9 protein-coding genes and 3 pseudogenes are annotated in these 17,195 nt (G+C 72.9%); 4 read left to right on the plus strand and 8 right to left on the minus strand.

What is annotated here, in order from left to right:
* Positions 1–16 precede the first annotated feature (16 nt).
* The 5 genes and pseudogenes from gltX to DA06_RS04500 all read right to left on the minus strand — a co-directional run.
* Positions 17–1,543 carry a glutamate--tRNA ligase gene (gltX, locus tag DA06_RS04480; protein WP_043497669.1) on the minus strand — a complete coding sequence of 509 codons (1,527 nt, stop codon included), beginning with the start codon at positions 1,541–1,543 and terminating at the stop codon, positions 17–19.
* Positions 1,540–3,486, minus strand: coding sequence for a TPM domain-containing protein (locus DA06_RS04485; protein ID WP_418606949.1), 1,947 nt, complete (start codon positions 3,484–3,486; stop codon positions 1,540–1,542). Before DA06_RS04485 ends, gltX begins: the two co-directional genes overlap by 4 nt.
* Positions 3,487–3,634: 148 nt before the next feature.
* On the minus strand, positions 3,635–3,859 hold the full coding sequence (locus DA06_RS04490) for a hypothetical protein (RefSeq protein WP_418606951.1): 225 nt from the start codon (positions 3,857–3,859) through the stop codon (positions 3,635–3,637).
* 135 nt (positions 3,860–3,994) lie between these two features.
* A pseudogene (locus DA06_RS04495) lies at positions 3,995–4,405 on the minus strand (OmpL47-type beta-barrel domain-containing protein); the annotation flags it as partial.
* A gap of 172 nt (positions 4,406–4,577) precedes the next feature.
* Positions 4,578–7,220, minus strand: a pseudogene (locus tag DA06_RS04500) (OmpL47-type beta-barrel domain-containing protein); the annotation flags it as partial.
* Positions 7,221–8,594: 1,374 nt separating this feature from the next.
* Between DA06_RS04500 and DA06_RS04505 the strand changes: the two are divergent.
* A complete protein-coding gene (locus tag DA06_RS04505) occupies positions 8,595–9,839 on the plus strand; it encodes an ABC transporter ATP-binding protein (protein WP_418606952.1) in 1,245 nt (414 codons plus the stop codon).
* Positions 9,840–9,923: 84 nt separating this feature from the next.
* Here the strand turns inward: DA06_RS04505 and DA06_RS04510 are convergent, their stop codons facing one another.
* Entirely contained in the window at positions 9,924–10,769 is an 846-nt protein-coding gene (locus DA06_RS04510) for a glycosyltransferase family A protein (protein ID WP_043497698.1), read from the minus strand.
* Between the two features lie 181 nt (positions 10,770–10,950).
* Here DA06_RS04510 and DA06_RS04515 point away from each other — a divergent pair, with 181 nt between their 5' ends.
* From DA06_RS04515 to DA06_RS04525, 3 genes are all read left to right on the plus strand, one after another.
* The gene (locus DA06_RS04515) at positions 10,951–11,904 is read left to right on the plus strand and encodes a hypothetical protein (protein ID WP_043497685.1); all 954 of its coding nucleotides are present in this window, start codon (positions 10,951–10,953) and stop codon (positions 11,902–11,904) included.
* Entirely contained in the window at positions 11,882–13,432 is a 1,551-nt protein-coding gene (locus DA06_RS04520; RefSeq protein WP_418606953.1) for an O-antigen ligase family protein, read from the plus strand. Before DA06_RS04515 ends, DA06_RS04520 begins: the two co-directional genes overlap by 23 nt.
* 105 nt (positions 13,433–13,537) lie before the next feature.
* On the plus strand, positions 13,538–14,242 hold the full coding sequence (locus tag DA06_RS04525) for a dienelactone hydrolase family protein (RefSeq protein ID WP_043497689.1): 705 nt from the start codon (positions 13,538–13,540) through the stop codon (positions 14,240–14,242).
* Positions 14,243–14,538: 296 nt separating this feature from the next.
* Here DA06_RS04525 and DA06_RS04530 read toward each other — a convergent pair whose 3' ends face one another.
* Together DA06_RS04530 and glmU are read right to left on the minus strand one after the other, a co-directional pair.
* Positions 14,539–15,519, minus strand: a complete 981-nt coding sequence (locus tag DA06_RS04530; RefSeq protein ID WP_043497691.1) for a ribose-phosphate diphosphokinase — start codon at positions 15,517–15,519, stop codon at positions 14,539–14,541.
* Positions 15,516–17,077: pseudogene (glmU, locus tag DA06_RS04535) on the minus strand (bifunctional UDP-N-acetylglucosamine diphosphorylase/glucosamine-1-phosphate N-acetyltransferase GlmU). The gene DA06_RS04530 and the pseudogene glmU overlap by 4 nt, the downstream one beginning before the upstream one ends.
* Positions 17,078–17,195: the final 118 nt, after the last annotated feature.

Raw genomic sequence — 17,195 nt, forward strand, 5'->3', positions numbered from 1 at the left:
CCGGGCTCCGCCGTCGTCAGGCCTGCTCGGACGCGAGACCGGACCGCAGGGCGCGCAGCCGGGCGAGGGTCGCCCCGCGGCCGAGGAGCTCCATCGACTCGAACAGCGGCGGGGAGACCCGCCGGCCGGTGACGGCCACGCGCAGCGGTGTGAAGGCGAACTTCGGCTTGACGCCCATGCCCTCGACGACGGCTGCGCGCAGCGCCGCCTCCACCGCCTCGGTGGTGAAGTCCTCCAGCGGCTCGAGGGCCGCGACGGAGGCGTCCAGGACGTCCGCCGCCTCTGCCCGCAGGGCCTTCCGCGCGTCGTCCTCGATCACGAGCTCGTCGTCGGACCGGAAGAGGAAGCCGAGCATGCCGACGGCCTCGCCGAGCAGGGTCATCCGCTCCTGCACCAGCGGCGCGGCGTGGACGAGCAGCTCCTGCTCCCTCTCGCCGAGCTCGCCGAAGGTCGCGGCGGGCACCAGGCCCGCGGCGTGCAGGTACGGGACCAGGCGGGCGCGGAAGTCCTCCGGCGCCAGCATCCGCACGTGGGTGGCGTTGATGGCCTCCGCCTTCTTGAGGTCGAACCGCGCGGGGTTGGGGTTGACGTTCGCGACGTCGAAGGCCTCGACCATCTCCTCCTTGGAGAAGATGTCGTTGTCCGCCGAGATGCCCCAGCCCAGCAGCGCCAGGTAGTTCAGCAGCCCCTCCGGGGTGAAGCCCCGCTCGCGGTGCAGGAACAGGTTGGACTCCGGGTCCCGCTTGGAGAGCTTGCGGTTCCCCTCCCCCATCACGTACGGAAGGTGCCCGAAGACCGGCATCACGTCCGCGACGCCGAGGTCGAGCAGCGCCCGGTACAGCACCACCTGCCGCGGGGTCGAGGAGAGCAGGTCCTCGCCGCGCAGCACGTGGGTGATCTTCATCAGCGCGTCGTCGACCGGGTTGGTCAGCGTGTACAACGGGAAGCCGTTGGCGCGGACGATGACGAAGTCGGGGATCGAGCCGGCCTTGAACGTCACGTCGCCGCGCACGAGGTCGGTGAAGGTGACGTCCTCGTCGGGCATGCGCACGCGCAGCACGGGCTCGCGCCCCTCGGCGCGGTAGGCGGCCCTCTGCTCGTCCGTGAGGTCGCGGTCGTACCCGTCGTAGCCGAGCTTCGGGTCGCGGCCCGCCGCCCGGTGCCGCTCCTCGATCTCCTCCGGCGTGGAGAACGACTCGTACGCGTGGCCCGCCTCGAGGAGCTTCTGCGCCACGTCGCGGTAGACGTCCATCCGCTCGGACTGCCGGTACGGGCCGTACGGACCGCCGGTCTCGACGCCCTCGTCCCAGTCGAGCCCGAGCCAGCGGAGCGCCTCGAGGATCTGCTGGTAGCTCTCCTCGGAGTCACGGGCGGGGTCGGTGTCCTCGATGCGGAACACGAACGTGCCGCCCACGTGCCGGGCGTGCGCCCAGTTGAAGAGTGCGGTGCGGATCAGCCCCACGTGCGGGGTACCGGTGGGCGAGGGGCAGAAGCGCACCCGGACGGCGGAGTCCGTCGGGGCCGTGGCGAGGTTCTCGGTCATGATGCCTCCCAGCGTAGCCGCGCCGCCCGGGCCCTCCCCGGCGCGTCCGGTTCCCGCGGCGGCCGGGGCATCGGCCCTGGGCCTGCTCCGCCGTCGGCGGACGACGGCGTCCGTAGCCGCCGCCCCAGCCTCCGCCGCCCCCACGGGGTCGTAGCGGTCGCTGTCGCGCTCGGCGAGGCGCTGGGCGTCGGCCGCCATCTGCTCGGCCTGCGCCACCCTCTGCATGGCGGCGACCGGGTCCGTGGTGGACAGGTGGTTCGCCTCGGAGGCGAGACGAGCCGCCTCGGACAGCCGCGTGCGCGCCTCGGCGCCGACGGTGCCGCGGCGGGTGGAGATGTAGTCGGAGACGGCGCGGGATCTGGGAGTTCAGCCGGCCGAGCCGGTCCTGCAGCTGGGCGGCGGCACGGCGCCGGTTCTCGTCGGCGTCGCGGGCGGGCGCGAGGACCGTGTCGATCGCCGTCTCGGCGGACTGGAGGCGCTGGAGCGCGGCCAGCGGGGTCGCCGCCGGTGCGCGCCTGGTGCCCCTGGGCGATGGCCGCCTCGGCCTCCTTGCGGCGGGCGATCACGGCGGGGTCGTTCGGTGCGAGCCGGTTGGCGTCCTGGACGTCGCGGGTGATGGAGGCGAGGGCGGCGTCGAGGCGCGTGCCGGCGTCGGCCAGGGCGTCCCCGGCACCGTTGACGGCGTTGAGCAGGGTGTTGGCCTGTGCGATGGCCTCCTCGGCCACGCGGGCGTGGGTGACGGCGGTCTGCCGGTCCCCGGCCTCGACCTTCGTGCGGCCCGTCGCCACCGACTCGTGGGCGGAGACGAGCAGCGCCTTCGCCTGGTCGGGGTTGTTCAGCACGGAGGCGAGCGCCGTCCTCGGGTACTGGGTGGCCAGGCGGGCGAGCTGGGCGCGGGCGCCCTCGATCTGACGCTCGACCTCCGTGGCCCGCTGGTCCAGCTCGGAGAGCACCTGCGGGGCGCGCGCCTGCATGTCGCGAAGCTTCACGAAGTGCTGCGCCTGGGACGACAGCGTCTCGTCGACCTCGGACGTGAGCTGGAGGATCTCCGCGTACATCTGCCGCTGCTGCGGCTCCGTCTCCGGGACGTCGTCGTCGAGCTGCTGACGGACGGTGAAGGCGCGCTGCGCCTTCCGCTTCGCCTCCTCGAGCGCGGCCGTGAACTGGTCGGTGGCCTGCAGCCCGAACTGCGCCTTGGCGAAGCCGAGCTCCTCCTCGGAGCTGCGGATGGCGTCGTCCGCCCCGAGCAGGGCGGACCCGGCCCGCTTCGCGAGCTCCGGGGTGGGCAGGTTGAGGGGGTGGTTCGGCGGGAGCTGCTGCCTGGCCTGGCGAGGCTGCGCCTCCCCGCCCTTGCGGCGTCGGAAGACGGAGATCAGGCCGATGCCGCCGACGACCACCAGACCCAGGAGCGCGATGGTGAGGAAGCCGCCCATGCCTCCGCCGCCGCCCGAGCCGGACAGGTCGCCCTCGGCGGCGTCCCCGACGCCCTGGGCGAAGGCGATGGACGCCTGCGTCCAGTCCTCCGAGCCGAGGGCCGGCACCACGTCGTCACGCAGGAGCTGCTGCATCTCCTCGTCGCTGACGGGGGAGTCCGGGTGGAGGCCGTAGCCGTACGCCCCTTCGCCGACGGCGACCGAGAGCAGCACGTTGTCGGGGCCGAGGTTCGACTGGTTCGCGGTGTCGACGGACCACTGCTCCGCGCTCATGCCGTCGAAGCTGTCGACGAAGGCGACGAAGACCATCTGGCCCGTCTCGTTCTGCACCTCGTCGAAGGCGGCCTGGATCTCGGTGACGTCGCTGTCGCTGAGGACCTCGGCCGTGTCGGTGACCTGGTCCGCCAGGTTGGTGGGCGGCTCGGCCGCTGCGGGCCCCGCGACGGTGACGGCGGGAACGGTGACGAGGGCGGCCACAGCCAGCGACCTCACGACGGCGACGAGTCTCACACCGTGATCCTTTCGGGATCGCCGCGGTGGCGCAACGAATACCGGGTCCGTTCGCCAAGGGAGGAGAACGGGAACCCGGATTGCGAAGGGCCCCCGGCCCGCAGACGGTTGCTGCGGGCCGGGGGCCCAGATTCGCCGGACGTGCGGACTACTGCTGCGCGACGTCGCTGCGGGCGGCGGCGCTCACGATGGCGCCCCGCTCGGCTCCGCTGATGTGCCCCTCCTTGCGCAGGCCGGTCGTGACCTCGGCGACGTGCGTGACGAAGGCGCCGTGGCTGGCGTGCCCCGAGGACTCGTCGATGAGGTCGTTGATCGTGCAGCCGTCGCCGACGTCCAGGTTGGTGACCTCGGTGACGACGTCACCGACGGTCACGAACTCGCGGGTGTCCGAGTCGGTGCACTGGTCGCCCGGCTCCGGCTCGGGCTCGGGGTCGGGCTCGTCGGCGACGACGGTGAAGGTAACCGACTGGGCCTCGGAGGTGTTGCCGGCGGTGTCGGTGGCACGGTACTGCAGGGTGTGGGCACCGACCGTGCTGACGGCGACGGGCTCGACGTAGGAGGTCCACCCGGCGTCGTTGAGGTTGTACTCGACGGTCTCGACGTCGGAGTCGGCGTCGGTGGCGGTCAGGGCGACGGTGGCGGTGCCGACGTAGGCGCCGTCGTCGTCCTGGGTGCCGGTGACCTCGGCGGTGGCCGCCGGGGCGGTGGTGTCGGGCTCCGGCTCTGGCTCGTCGGCGACGACGGTGAAGGTCACCGACTGGGCCTCGGAGGTGTTGCCGGCGGTGTCGGTGGCGCGGTACTGCAGGGTGTGCTCGCCGAGCTCGGTGACGCTCAGCGCCTCGGTGTAGGCGGTCCAGCCGGTCCCGTCGAGGTTGTACTCGACGGTCTCGACGTCGGAGTCGGCGTCGGTGGCGGTCAGGGCGACGGTGGCGGTGCCGACGTAGGCGCCGTCGTCGTCCTGGGTGCCGGTGACCTCGGCGGTGGCCGCCGGGGCGGTGGTGTCGGGCTCGGGGGTCGGGCTCGTCGGCGACGACGGTGAAGGTCACCGACTGGGCCTCGGAGGTGTTGCCGGCGGTGTCGGTGGCGCGGTACTGCAGGGTGTGGGCACCGACCGTGCTGACGGCGACGGGCTCGACGTAGGAGGTCCACCCGGCGTCGTTGAGGTTGTACTCGAGGGACTCGACGTCGGAGTCGGCGTCGGTGGCGGTCAGGGCGACGGTGGCGGTGCCGACGTAGGCGCCGTCGTCGTCCTGGGTGCCGGTGACCTCGGCGGTGGCCGCCGGGGCGGTGGTGTCGGGCTCCGGCTCTGGCTCGTCGGCGACGACGGTGAAGGTCACCGACTGGGCCTCGGAGGTGTTGCCGGCGGTGTCGGTGGCCCGGTACTGCAGGGTGTGCTCGCCGAGCTCGGTGACGCTCAGCGCCTCGGTGTAGGCGGTCCAGCCGGTCCCGTCGAGGTTGTACTCGACGGTCTCGACGTCGGAGTCGGCGTCGGTGGCGGTCAGGGCGACGGTGGCGGTGCCGACGTAGGCGCCGTCGTCGTCCTGGGTGCCGGTGACCTCGGCGGTCGTGGCGGGTGCCGTGGTGTCGCCCGGCCCGGACCCGCCGTCGTCGGCGACGGTGAACTCCCCGACCATCATCCCGTGGCCCGGGATGGCGCAGAAGTAGCGGTACGTGCCGGGGGTGAGCGTGACGTCGACGGTGTGCAGACCACCCTTCGCGTCGAACGGGCTGGCGATGATGTTGAGGTCGACGTCGTGGTTGTACCCCGGGGTCGACGTGTCGAACGTCAGCGTGTGCGTCATGCCGGTGGTGTTGCCGGTGGCCAGGCTGTTCTCGAACACGATCGTCGTCGGGCCGGCGACCGCCTCCGTCGGGGCGGACGTGTAGGCGTCCATGCTGTTGCCGGCCGTCCACGTGAGCACCTGCTCGGCCGCGGTGACCGACGCCTCGGCGGCCGGGGCGACGGCGCCGCCGGTCTGCGTCGCGGCCTGCGCGGCGGGCGCCACGGACAGGGCGATGGTCGTGGCGAGCAGGGTTGCGGTGCGTGCCCACGCGTGGTACGCCGTCGCGGCGGTGCGCCGGGCTCCCCGGGCGGTGCGGAGGAGGACGCGCCCGCCCCGGCGGACCGGCTCGCTGGAGCCGGTCAGCACCCGGGTGAGCCGGAAGGTGGCGCGTCGCAGGTGCTGCTCCCAGGCGGCACCGTCGAGCAGCGCCTCCTTCGACAGCCCGACGTACGGGCGCCAGCGCAGGTCGTAGGAGAGGTCGTCGACGAAGGGCAGGTCGCCGTCGAAGTCCTCCGGCACACCGACGAACCCGTAGAGGTCGCTGAACGGGGGCCGGTCGCCGTCGTACCCGTGGAGGAACTCGAGGTCCACGAGCCGCAACCCGTCGGCGTCGAGGAGGAAGTTCTGGGGCTTGGCGTCGATGAGGTCGTACCCCTCGGCGTGCACGCGGCGCAGGACGTCGACCATCTCGCGCGCCGCCCGGAGCGGGACCAGCCGGCCGCCGGGCCGGTCCGCGACGCGGAGCCGGTCGGGGTGGTGGCTGGTGAGCACCCAGTTCGGTCCCACCCCGAGCAGCTCGGGGACGCGCACGTGGGGCGTGAGCTCGCGCAGCCCCCGCACCTCCCGCTCCAGGTGGGCCCGGGCGGAGCGGGCGAACGTCTTGCGGACGGCGAGGCCGCCGTCGTGCTCCACCAGCTCCACCTTGGCGCGGCGGCCGCGGCTCAGCACCGCGACGACGGGGGCGTCGGTGGCGTACTCCGCGCGCCGGCGGCGGACCTCCTCGCGCAGCTCCTCCGCCGCGTCGGGCACGGCCAGCTCGACGTACTCCCACGCCTCCGGCTCGTTGTCGGAGGAGTGCACGGGGTTGAACCGCTGCCCCTCGGGCACCCGCGAGGCGACGAGGTCGCGCAGACGGGTCTTCGCCAGGTAGATGTCGAGGTTGGACAGCCACGGGTACTGCGCCCGCAGGGCCGGACCCGGTCGGCGGGGTCCGTGGTGGAGGGCGACGACGACGACGGCGGGGCGGCCTCCGGACCGCGGGAACGGGCCGCGGCTCCAGTTGCCGCCGCGCATGGTCTCGGTGCAGCGCCGGCGCGCGTCGTCGTCCAGCTCGCGCCGGAGCACGGTCTCGAAGCCGAGGGTGCGCAGCACCCGGTCGACGTCCGCCAGGGTCAGCACGTCCAGCGTGCGCTCGCGCACCAGGAAGACCGACGGCTCCGGCACCTCGGCCGCGTCCAGGTCGGGCGGGCGGATCCACGGGTTGGTCGCTGCCAGGCGGCGCAGGGTGTCCGGCGGCGGCTGCCAGTCCACGGCCTGCAGGTACTCGTCGACGCCCTCGAGGGTCAGCTCCAGCGGCACCCCGAGGCGGCCGGCGAGCTCCCCGAGGATCGAGGTGTAGTCGTGCTCGGGCTCCGGCTCGCGCCAGGACGAGGTCCGCGACGCGAGTCCCGAGCGCGGTCCCTTGTGGTAGACGGCGTGGTAGGCCAGCGAGTGGAGGTGGTCGACCGGGGCGGGCACGCGGCAGCCGCTGCGGTGCACCACCGCCCGCTCGAGCAGCTGGCGCGCCAGCGCGGGCGGGTAGTAGGCCATGCCGTGGTAGTCGGTCCCCGTCTGGCCGGACTCGCTGTAGAGGTCCACCGGGATGGTCCCGGGCTCCTCGTCGAGCAGCGCCTCGACCACGGCGAGGTCCTCGTCCGCGACCAGCAGGTCCAGGTCCTCCCCCGGCTCCATCTCCGGCAGGTTCTCGAACCACCGCAGCACGGCGTGACGCACACCGCGCTCCTGGAGCCGCTCGGCCAGACCCGTGACCCCCCCAGTACGGGGAGAGGTAACGGCGGGCGCGGCGCCGCGTCGGGCCGTGGACCTCGAGGACGTCGAACTCGTGCCCGGCACACGTGTAACGGCCGCGCGGGACCGCCCGGTGCGACAGCCGCGGCACCAGTTCCGCCAGCCTCACCTCGAGGGCACGGGCGCCGGCCGGCCGCTCCACCGCGACGAGACGGGCGTGGCGCAGGTCCCGGAACGACCAGACGCACCGCCCGAACTCGGCGCGCAGGATGACGAGGTCCGTGCTGCTGCGTGCCACGAGACCGGGCTCGAGCGCGACGAAGCGGCCCGCGAGGGACCCCGCCCTCGCCCTGACCGCGTCGAGCTGCCCGGGCGGGACGAGCCCGAGGTAGCGCCCACGGCCGCAGGCGGCCAACGCCGAGGCAACCGCGGGACCGTCGGCCCCGACGTCGATCACCCGGCTGCCGGGTTCCAGCAGTGCGGCGAGCTCCACGAACCGCACTGTAGGGCGCGGTCCGCACGAGGTGTCCGGATTGGGCCTCGCAGTTGCGGCGCAGCCCAACGCGGCCGGGGCGGGGCCGGAATGCCTCCGCATTCGCCTCCGCCGCGGGTCCCGCGCGGCTACCGTGTGGCGAACGCGGCCAGGAGGATCCCCGCCCGGGACTCCACCCCGCCGCGGCCGGCGGGACGCCCGCCCGGGCCTCCCACCAGGCGCCCGAAGAACAGCGGAGGGAACCACCGTGCCGCGGAAAGCAGCTCCGCCACCGGCGAGGGGGCGGGCCAACCCGGTCGCCGTCGCCAGGAGGACCCGGGCGGCATGGCGGCGCCTCGCGCCGTTCTTCCGCACCTCCAGGCTCGAGGCGGTCCTGCTGGTCACCGGCTCGGTCATCGCCGGCGGCGTCGAGGCTGTGCTCCTCGCCGTCGTCGGGGCCATCGCCGGGGCCCTCAGCACCGGCGAGACCCGGGTGAGTCTCGACGTCGGGCCGTTGAGCGTGAGCCAGCCGCTCGACGTCATGTTCGCCGTCGGCGTCGGCGTCGCCCTGGTGCGCGGGGCGCTGCAGCTCATGCTCGCGTACCTGCCGGCGAGGATGTCCGCCCACGCGGTGGCCAACCTCCGGCGCCTCCTGTTCGACTCCTTCATCGGTGCCGCCTGGCCCGTGAAGGCGTCGGAGCGCGACGGGCAGTTCCAGTCCGTCATGACCACGCACGTCAACTCCACCAGCTACGCGATCATCACGCTCGGCAGCGGGATCTCCGCCGCCCTCGTCTTCACCACGCTGCTGATCTCCGCCTTCGTGCTCAGCCTCCCCCGCCGCCGTGGTGCTCACCGTCGTCTCCGCCGGGATCTTCCTGCTGCTGCGCCCCGTGGCGAAGCGGCTGCGGCGGCACGCCGCCGCGCTCAGCGCGGAGAACATCGAGTACGCCAAGGGCGTCCAGGAGGTCGTCCTCATGGCGGAGGAGACGGAGGTCTTCGGCGCCTCGCCGACCTACCTGGACGCGTTCCACCGCCAGATCGACGGGATCCGCCGGCCGATGCTGCGCACGCGTTTCCTCGCCCAGGGCGTGCCGGCGCTGTACCAGAGCATCGCGCTGCTGCTCCTCGTCCTCGCGCTCGGAGTGATCACGCTGGTCGGGATGGACCAGATCGCGAGCCTGGCCGCCGTCGTCCTCATCCTGCTGCGTGCCGTGACCTACGGGCAGCAGGTGCAGACCGCGGTCTCGGGACTGGACGAGCGCCTGCCCTTCATGCACCACCTCGCTGACGCCGTCGAGCGCTACACCTCCCATCCGCGGCAGGACGGCGAGCGGCACCTGCCGGCGGTGGCCGAGAGGATCGGCATGCGGGACGTGCACTTCGGGTACGGCCCCGACAAGGAGGTCCTCAAGGGGCTGACGTTCTCGGTGGCGCGAGGCGAGGCGATCGGCATCGCCGGCCCCTCCGGCGCCGGCAAGTCCTCGCTCGTCCAGCTCCTGCTGCGCCTGCGCCTGCCCACCGCCGGGGCCCTGGAGATCAACGGCGTCGACGCGCGGGAGTTCCGGCGGGAGGAGTGGCAGCGCCGCGTCGCCTACGTGCCGCAGACCCCCCAGCTCGTCTGGGGCACGGTCGCCGACAACGTCCGGTTCTACCGTCCGCACCTGACCCAGGAGGACATCGAGGCGGCGTGCCGGCGCGCGCAGATCCACGACGAGATCATGAGCTGGGACAACGGCTACGACACCCTCGTCGGGCAGCGGGCCGCCGCTGTCTCGGGCGGCCAGCGGCAGCGGATCTGCCTGGCCCGCGCGCTGGCCGACCGCCCCGAGATCCTCGTGCTCGACGAGCCGACGAGCGCTCTCGACGTGCGCTCGGAGGCGCTCGTGAAGGAGTCGCTGCACGAGCTCAAGGGGACCATCACCATGTTCCTGGTGGGGCACCGGCTCTCGACCCTGTCGTTCTGCGACCGCATCATGGTGGTCGCGGACGGCCGCCTGGACGCCTTCGCGCCGCCGCAGGAGCTGCTAGGTACCAACAGCTTCTACCGCGAGGTCACCGAGCTCACCCGGCAGCAGAGCGGGGCCTGACCGACGGGGCGTCGTCTTACGGAGCCCCGCGTCGTCACGGCAGCCCCGCCGTCGTCACGGCAGCCCTGGGCTGCCGCGGGCGTGTCACCAGCTCCCGCGGCCCCGGACGACCTTCTCCAGACGCCTGCGCGCCTCCCGCCGCTTCGCGCGCCAGCCGGAGTACTCGCGCAGGTCCAGCGACGCCCTCTGCACGGCGACGGCCGACTCGTGCTCCTGCCGCGCCCAGTCGGCCACCGACGTGATCCCGAGCTTCTGCGCCGTGAGCGGCATGCGCCGGCGGAAGTCCTCGTCGTCCTTGAAGAGGGTGTTGGGCGAACGGGGGTCGTCGAGGTTGTCCTCGCGGATGAACGGGTACGCCCAGCCGTTGACGGCACCGCCGCGCGCCAGGTCGAGGCAGTAGTGCGTGAAGGACTGCCCCGTGCGCAGCGGGCCCTGCCGGCTCACCATCTCCCGCGGCAGCAGGTAGCCGCTGCCCTGGACCCAGTGGTTCCGCATCAGCTGGTGGCCGCCCCGGAAGGTGGCGATCTTCTTCCCTGCCACCTCGGGGAGGAAGTCCTCCTCCAGGAACCGCCAGCAGCCCACCGCGCCGAACTCGGGGTTCGCGTCGTGGGCGTCCCGGAGGCGCTCGATCCAGCCGTGCGCCGGCAGGCAGTCGTCGTCGACCTTGGACACGTACGTCGCGTCCGACTCGCTCCACAACCAGTTCGTGGGGGCCGTGAGCCGGACGTTCTCACGGCTGTGGTGGAACCGGTGCACCCTCGGGTCCTGCGCCAGCTCCGAGGTGACGGCGAGCGTCTCCTCGTCGTCACCGTTGTGCCACAGCCAGACCCTGGTCCACTCGTCACAGGTGGACAGCAGGTGGGGCAGGGAGACCCGGACGTGGCTCGGGCTGTTGTACGTGATCATGAGGACGTCGGTGAGCGCTGCCATGACGTGGCCCCTTCCCTCGGCGAGGCGTGCGGCACCCCGCGGTGCCTGGAACGTACCCGACCCGTCCGCGAAGATTCGGCGAATCGCGGCCATTACCAGCACCGGGCGTCATTGCCTGGACGAAACGCCGGTGCGACGGCGAGGAAGCACCTAGCCTTCCAGCACGACCCCTGGAGGACTCATGGATCTGTTCACGATTCTCGGTGCCATCTTTCGCCGCTGGTACGTGACGCTCCCCGTCATGCTCGTCGCCGGGATCCTCGCCTACCAGTCGTACCAGTCGGTACCGGCCGTGTACTCGTCCTCGGTCTCGGTGACGGTGCTCGAGCCGGTGGAACCGCCACCACCGCCGCCCGACCCGGTGACCGGTGAGGTCGTCCTGCCCTACGAGGCCAACCCCTACAGCGGCCCGAACCTCGCCGCGGCGGTCCTCGCGCGCAACCTCAACAGCGCCTCCTTCGAGGACGCCCTCGGCCTCGAGTCGGAGCTGAACCAGACGATCGAGGCCGACCCGGCACGCTCCGACCCGATCATCCAGGTGATCGCGACGGCGGAGTCGCCCGCGGCCGTGGAAGCCATTCTCACGGAGGTCACCGCCAGCGCGGCCACGATCCTCGACTCCTTCCAGGCCGAGGCCGGCGCGACCGAGGGGGCCCGGTTCACCCTGGCGCCGGCGGTGCCCGCCGACGTCGTCGAGGACGTCACCCCGAGCCGCCTGCGCACGGCCGGTGCGATCGTCGTCATGGGTCTCGGCGTCGCCGCGGCTCTGGCCACGCTCCTCGACATGGCGCTCGACCGCCGCAACGCCCAGCGCGCACGCCACCCGGCACGCCCCGGACCCGCCCGGTCCCCCCGTCCCGACAGGCCGGCGACCGCGGGGCCCGGGCCGGCGACGGTGGTTCCGGGACGTCCGACCGCAGGATCGACGATCGCGACCGCACGAACGCCGATCGCGACACCGGGAGCGGTGACCGCGACCGCAGGACTGACGGCCGCGACGCCGGCGACGGCACCCCCGGGGCCGGGGGCGCCTCGAACCCCGGCCCCCGTCGCCGGACGGCCGCGACCCGAACTCCTGAGCACCACGGACCGGCCGTTCGGCACCCGGAGCCATGAGTCGTCAAGGGCCCGGTGACCTGAGCGGCGCCGTCGGCCCGGGACGATGGGGACCGGCCCGCCCGGGACCGTGGCTGGCACTGTCGCTCCTGCCGCTGGTCACCCTGATGGTCCCGTCCGCGCTGGTGCTCGCCGGGCCCCTCGAGTCCAACGGCTGGCCGGCCCGCCTGCTCGTCTTCGCGCTCGCCGCCGCCATCGTGCTCGGCTGGCTCCGCCGTCCCGCCGCCGAACCCCGCCGGACGTCCCCAGCCGAGGCGGGGTGCTGGATCCTGCTCCTGGGTGTCGTGGTCTCCTTCGGCGCCGCGCAGCTCCGCCTGCTGTCCGGGGTCGAGTTCGCCGGAGCCGTCCGCGTCGCCCTCGTGATGATCCCTCTCACCATCGTCGCGCTGGGCGTCGCGTCCCTCGGCGACTCGGGCAAGGCCGACATGCTCCTGACGTTCATCCTCGTCGGCGCGGCGTTCAGCTCCGTGATCGCCATGGCGCAGTTCGTCGTGCCGTTCGACCTGGCCGAGCTCCTCCGCCCACCGGGGTTCGTCGCCCGCGAGGTCGGGGGCATGGGCGACCGGGGCGGCTTCCTGCGTGTCAAGGGGACGTCCACGCACCCGATCGAGTTCGGTGTCCTCTCCGGCGCCATGGTCCCGGTGGCGCTGCACTTCGCCCGCTTCGCCGCCACCACGCTCCTGCGTCACCTGGCACTGCTGGCCACCGGATTCCTGGCCATGGGGCTCCTGCTGTCGGTGACTCGCTCCGCGGTGCTGACGCTCACGGTGGCCATGGTCGTCTACGCCATGTGCCTCTCGGTCCGGGAGCGGCTCAACCTTCTGGTCGTCGCCCTCGGAGCGCTCGTCCTCGTCCGTGCGACTCTGCCGGGACTCCTCGGCACGATCACCGGCTTCTTCCTCGGAGCGGCGGAGGACGACAGTGTCACGGCACGACTGGACGACTACCCGGTGGTCGACAAGTTCTTCGCGGAGTCGCCCTGGATCGGTCGCGGGCTCGGCACCTTCCTGCCCGAGGAGTACGTCCTCCTCGACAACCAGTACCTGATGTCGCTCGTCGAGGGCGGCATCGTGCTTCTCGGCGCGACCATCGCCTTCTTCGTGCTGGCTCTCGCGAGCGCCCGGGGGAGGCGCCATGCGCGCCACGTCTCTCGCCGACGCCTCGCGGGCGCAGGCGGTCCTCGCGGCGATCACGTCCATCGCGGTCTCCGGGATGCTGTTCGACCTCTTCAGCTTCGCCCAGGTCACGGTGGTGCTGTTCCTCCTCGTCGGGATCGCGGGGATGCTGTGGCACCACGGCCAGCAGAACGGCCTGGCCATCCCCGACCCGGTCCAGCGGTTCCGCAACGCCCGCAGCGAGCATCGCCCCGCGGCGAAGGTCGGCAACCCGTAACGATCGCCCACGTCGGACCGGAAGCTCGCGATCGTCCGGCCGGTGGGCTCGGGCGCGACGGACCGGTAGCTCGCGCTCGTCGGACCTTGGCTCGGGCGCGACGGACCGGTAACTCGCGCTCGTCGGACCTTGGCTCGGGCGCGACGGACCGGTAGCTCGCGGTTGCGCACCGGTGGGGCTCGCGCACGACGGCTGGGCACTCGGGCAGACTCGTCACTCGAGGCAACCGGCTCCCGCCCCTTTCAGGAGGATGCAAGCCCATGACCGTCACCACCTCTCTCCTCGCCGTGCCCACGCGCGACGGCGAGATGCCCGCCCATCTCTGGCTGCCGCCGTCGGGCCAGGGGCCGGGGCTGGTGCTGCTGCAGGAGATCTTCGGCGTCTCGGCCTACATCCGGACGCGCGCCGCGGACCTCGCGGCGCTCGGCTACGTCGTGCTCGCGCCCGAGACGTACTGGCGGCTCGAGACCACGACCGTGGACGAGTCGCGGGTGGACATGCTGGACCAGGCGCTCGGACTCGCCGGCCAGGTGGACTGGGACGCCGCGGTCAGCGACGCAGCCGCCGCCGTAGGCACGCTGCGCGGGCGACCCGAGGTGTCGGGCGGCGTCGGCGTCGTGGGCTTCTGCTTCGGCGGAGGGCTCGCGTTCAACGTCGCGGCGGTCACGGACGTGGATGTGCTCGTGTCCTACTACGGGTCCGCGCTGCCGAACCTGCTGGGTCTCGCCGACCGGGTCACGGTGCCGAGCCTCCACCACTTCGGCACCGACGACGCGTACATCCCGCTGGAGACCGTGATGGAGATTCGCGCGGCGGTCGACGGGCCTGGCGTGGAGTTCTACCTGCACGACGGCGCGGGTCACGCGTTCGACAACCCGCACCCGCTGTTCCACCACGCCGCCGCGTCGGCGGACGCGTGGGCGCAGACGGTGGACTTCCTGCGGCGTACCTTCCCGGCCGGGTAGGAGTTCCCCGGCAGTTCACCCGCCGCGCCTGTCCACGGATGCGCAGGTCACACCCGAGCACGGTGCCAGTGCCACCGGGAACGCATCTCGCACCGAGCGCTGCTCGACACCGCGAGCAAGGCGCGCTCGCGTGCGGGCTCGACACCGCCAGCGCGGGTGGTGCGCGCTGGCGATTTCAGGGCGCGCTCGCGTGCGGGGGCCAGGCACGGCAGCGCGCTGCAGGAAGGTGCGGTGCTGCGCGAAGGTGCGGTGCCGCACGCGCTCGGCAGGGAGACGCGCGCCCGGTGCGGGACCTGCTACGCCACGCCGTCGAAGAGAGACGTCACCGAGCCGTCGTCGAACACCTCGCGGATGGCGCGCGCCAGCAGCGGGGCGATCGGCAGGATCGTCAGCTGCGGGAACTGCTTGTCGCTGGGGATCGGCAGGGTGTCGGTGACGATGACCTCTCGCGCCCCGCACTCGGACAGGCGCTGGGCGGCCGGGTCGGACAGCACGCCGTGCGTGGCGGCGACGATCACGTCGGACGCGCCCGCGGCGAGGACCACCTTGACGGCCTCGGCGATGGTGCCGCCGGTGTCGATGAGGTCGTCGACGAGGATGGCGGTGCGGCCCTGGACGTCGCCCACCACCCGGTTGGCGACGGCCTGGTTGGGCTTGGTGATGTCACGGGTCTTGTGCACGAACGCCAGCGGCACGCCGCCGAACTTCGCCGCCCACTGCTCGGCCACGCGGATACGGCCGGCGTCCGGGGAGACCACCGCGGTGTTGCTCAGGTCAACGCGGCTGCGGACGTAGTCGGTGAGGATGGGCTGAGCCCACAGGTGGTCCACCGGGCCGTCGAAGAATCCCTGCGTCTGCGCCGCGTGCAGGTCGACGCTCATGAGCCGGTCCGCACCGGCCGTCTTGAACAGGTCCGCGATCAGGCGGGCGGAGATGGGCTCGCGGCCGCGGTGCTTCTTGTCCTGCCGCGCGTAGGGGTAGAACGGCGCCACCACGGTGATGCGCTTGGCCGACGCACGCTTGAGCGCGTCCACCATGAGCAGCTGCTCCATCACCCACTGGTTGATGGGTGTGGTGTGGGACTGCAGGACGAACACGTCGGTGCCGCGGACGGACTCGGCGAACCGGACGTAGATCTCACCGTTGGCGAAGTCGTAGGCCGTGGTCGGCAGCAGCTCGATGTCGAGCTCCCGCGCGACGTCCTTGGCGAGCGCCGGATGGGCGCGTCCGCTGGCCAGCACGAGCCGCTTCTCGCCGTGGGCGGTGATCCCCGTCATCGCTGGGTGTCCCCTTCGTCGGTGTTGCCGGGTGCCTGCTGGTCCCGGGGTGTCGTGGCGCCGCCGTCGCTCCCGGCGGAACGCTCACGCTCGGCCTGCGCCTGCGGGGACAGCCCTGCTCCGCCGTCGGCGAGCGCTTTCTCGGCCGCGACCGCGGCCGCCGTTCCGGGACGACGGCGCAGCACCCAGCCCTCGATGATGCGCTGGGGGGGCGCCGGTGACGGACAGGGCGCCCGGGGGCACGTCCTCGCGGATCGTGGTGCCGGCGCCGGTGTAGGCGCCGTCGCCGACGGTGACGGGGGCGACGAACATGTTGTCCGAGCCGGTGCGGGCGTGGGAGCCGATGACGGTGCGGTGCTTGTGCACGCCGTCGTAGTTGACGAACACGGACGCCGCGCCGATGTTCGTGCCCTCCCCGATTTCGGCGTCGCCGACGTAGCTCAGGTGGGGCACCTTCGAGCCGGCGCCGATCTGGGCGTTCTTCGTCTCGACGAACGTGCCGATCTTGCCCTTGGAGCCCAGGTGGGTGCCGGGGCGCAGGTACGCGAACGGGCCGACGGTCGCCCCGTCGTCGAGGACAGCGTCGGAGCCGTGGGTGCGGACCACGGTGACTCCGGAACCCACGGTGACGTCGGTGAGCGTCGTGTCGGGGCCGACGGCCGAGCCCTCGCCCACGCGGGTGGTGCCGTGGAGCTGGGTGCCGGGCAGGATCGTGACGTCCCGGCCGAGCTCGACGTCGACGTCGATCCAGGTGGTGGCGGGGTCGACGACCGTGACGCCCTCCCGCATCCAGTTCTCGACGGTGCGGCGGTTGAGCTCCGCGGCGAGCGCGGCGAGCTGGGCACGGTCGTTGACGCCCTCGACGAGCCAGGAGTCGTCCACGGAGATGGCGCGCACGCTCAGTCCCTTGCGGTGGGCGAGGGCGACGACGTCGGTGAGGTAGACCTCCCCCTGGTCGTTGTCCTGGTCCACCGCGCCGAGCGCCTCGCGGAGCACGGCGGCGTCGAAGACGTACGTGGACGTGTTGATCTCGCGGATCTCCCGCTGCTCCCGGGTCGCGTCGCGCTCCTCGACGACGCCGACGACGGCGCCGCCCTCGCGCAGGATGCGGCCGTAGCCGAAGGGGTTCTCGACGGTGGTGGTGAGCACGGTGACGGCATTGCCGTCCTCACCGTGGGCGCGCAGCAGCTCGGCGAGCGTGCCGGCGTCGAGCAGCGGGGTGTCGCCGGCCATGACGACGACGGCGCCCTCGAGCTCCCGGGAGGGGCGCTCCCCGCCGTGGCCGGGCTCGTCGTGGACGAGGGAGGCGGCGTGGGTGGCGGTGTCGAGCGCCCCCGAGGGCGCACTGGACCGCGCGGCCGGTGCCGGGGACCTCGTCCTGGTCGACCACCAGGACGTCGCCGTCGATCTCGAGGGCGTGGGCCGCGACGGCGTCGCGTTCGTGCCGGACGACGACGGCCAGCCGCGCCGGGTCCAGTCCCCGCGCGGCGGTCAGGGCGTGGCCCAGGAGGCTCCGGCCGCCGATGCCGTGGAGCACCTTGGGGGTGCGGGACTTCATCCGGGTGCCCTCACCCGCGGCGAGGACGACGACAGCAGCAGGTCGGGTCAGGCTCACGCCAGCTCCCTCGGAAAAGGATCACCGCCCGGAGTCGTCCCGGGCGTCGTGCACGGGTCAC

This window comes from Georgenia sp. SUBG003, from assembly GCF_000715355.2.
Lineage (GTDB): Bacteria > Actinomycetota > Actinomycetes > Actinomycetales > Actinomycetaceae > Georgenia.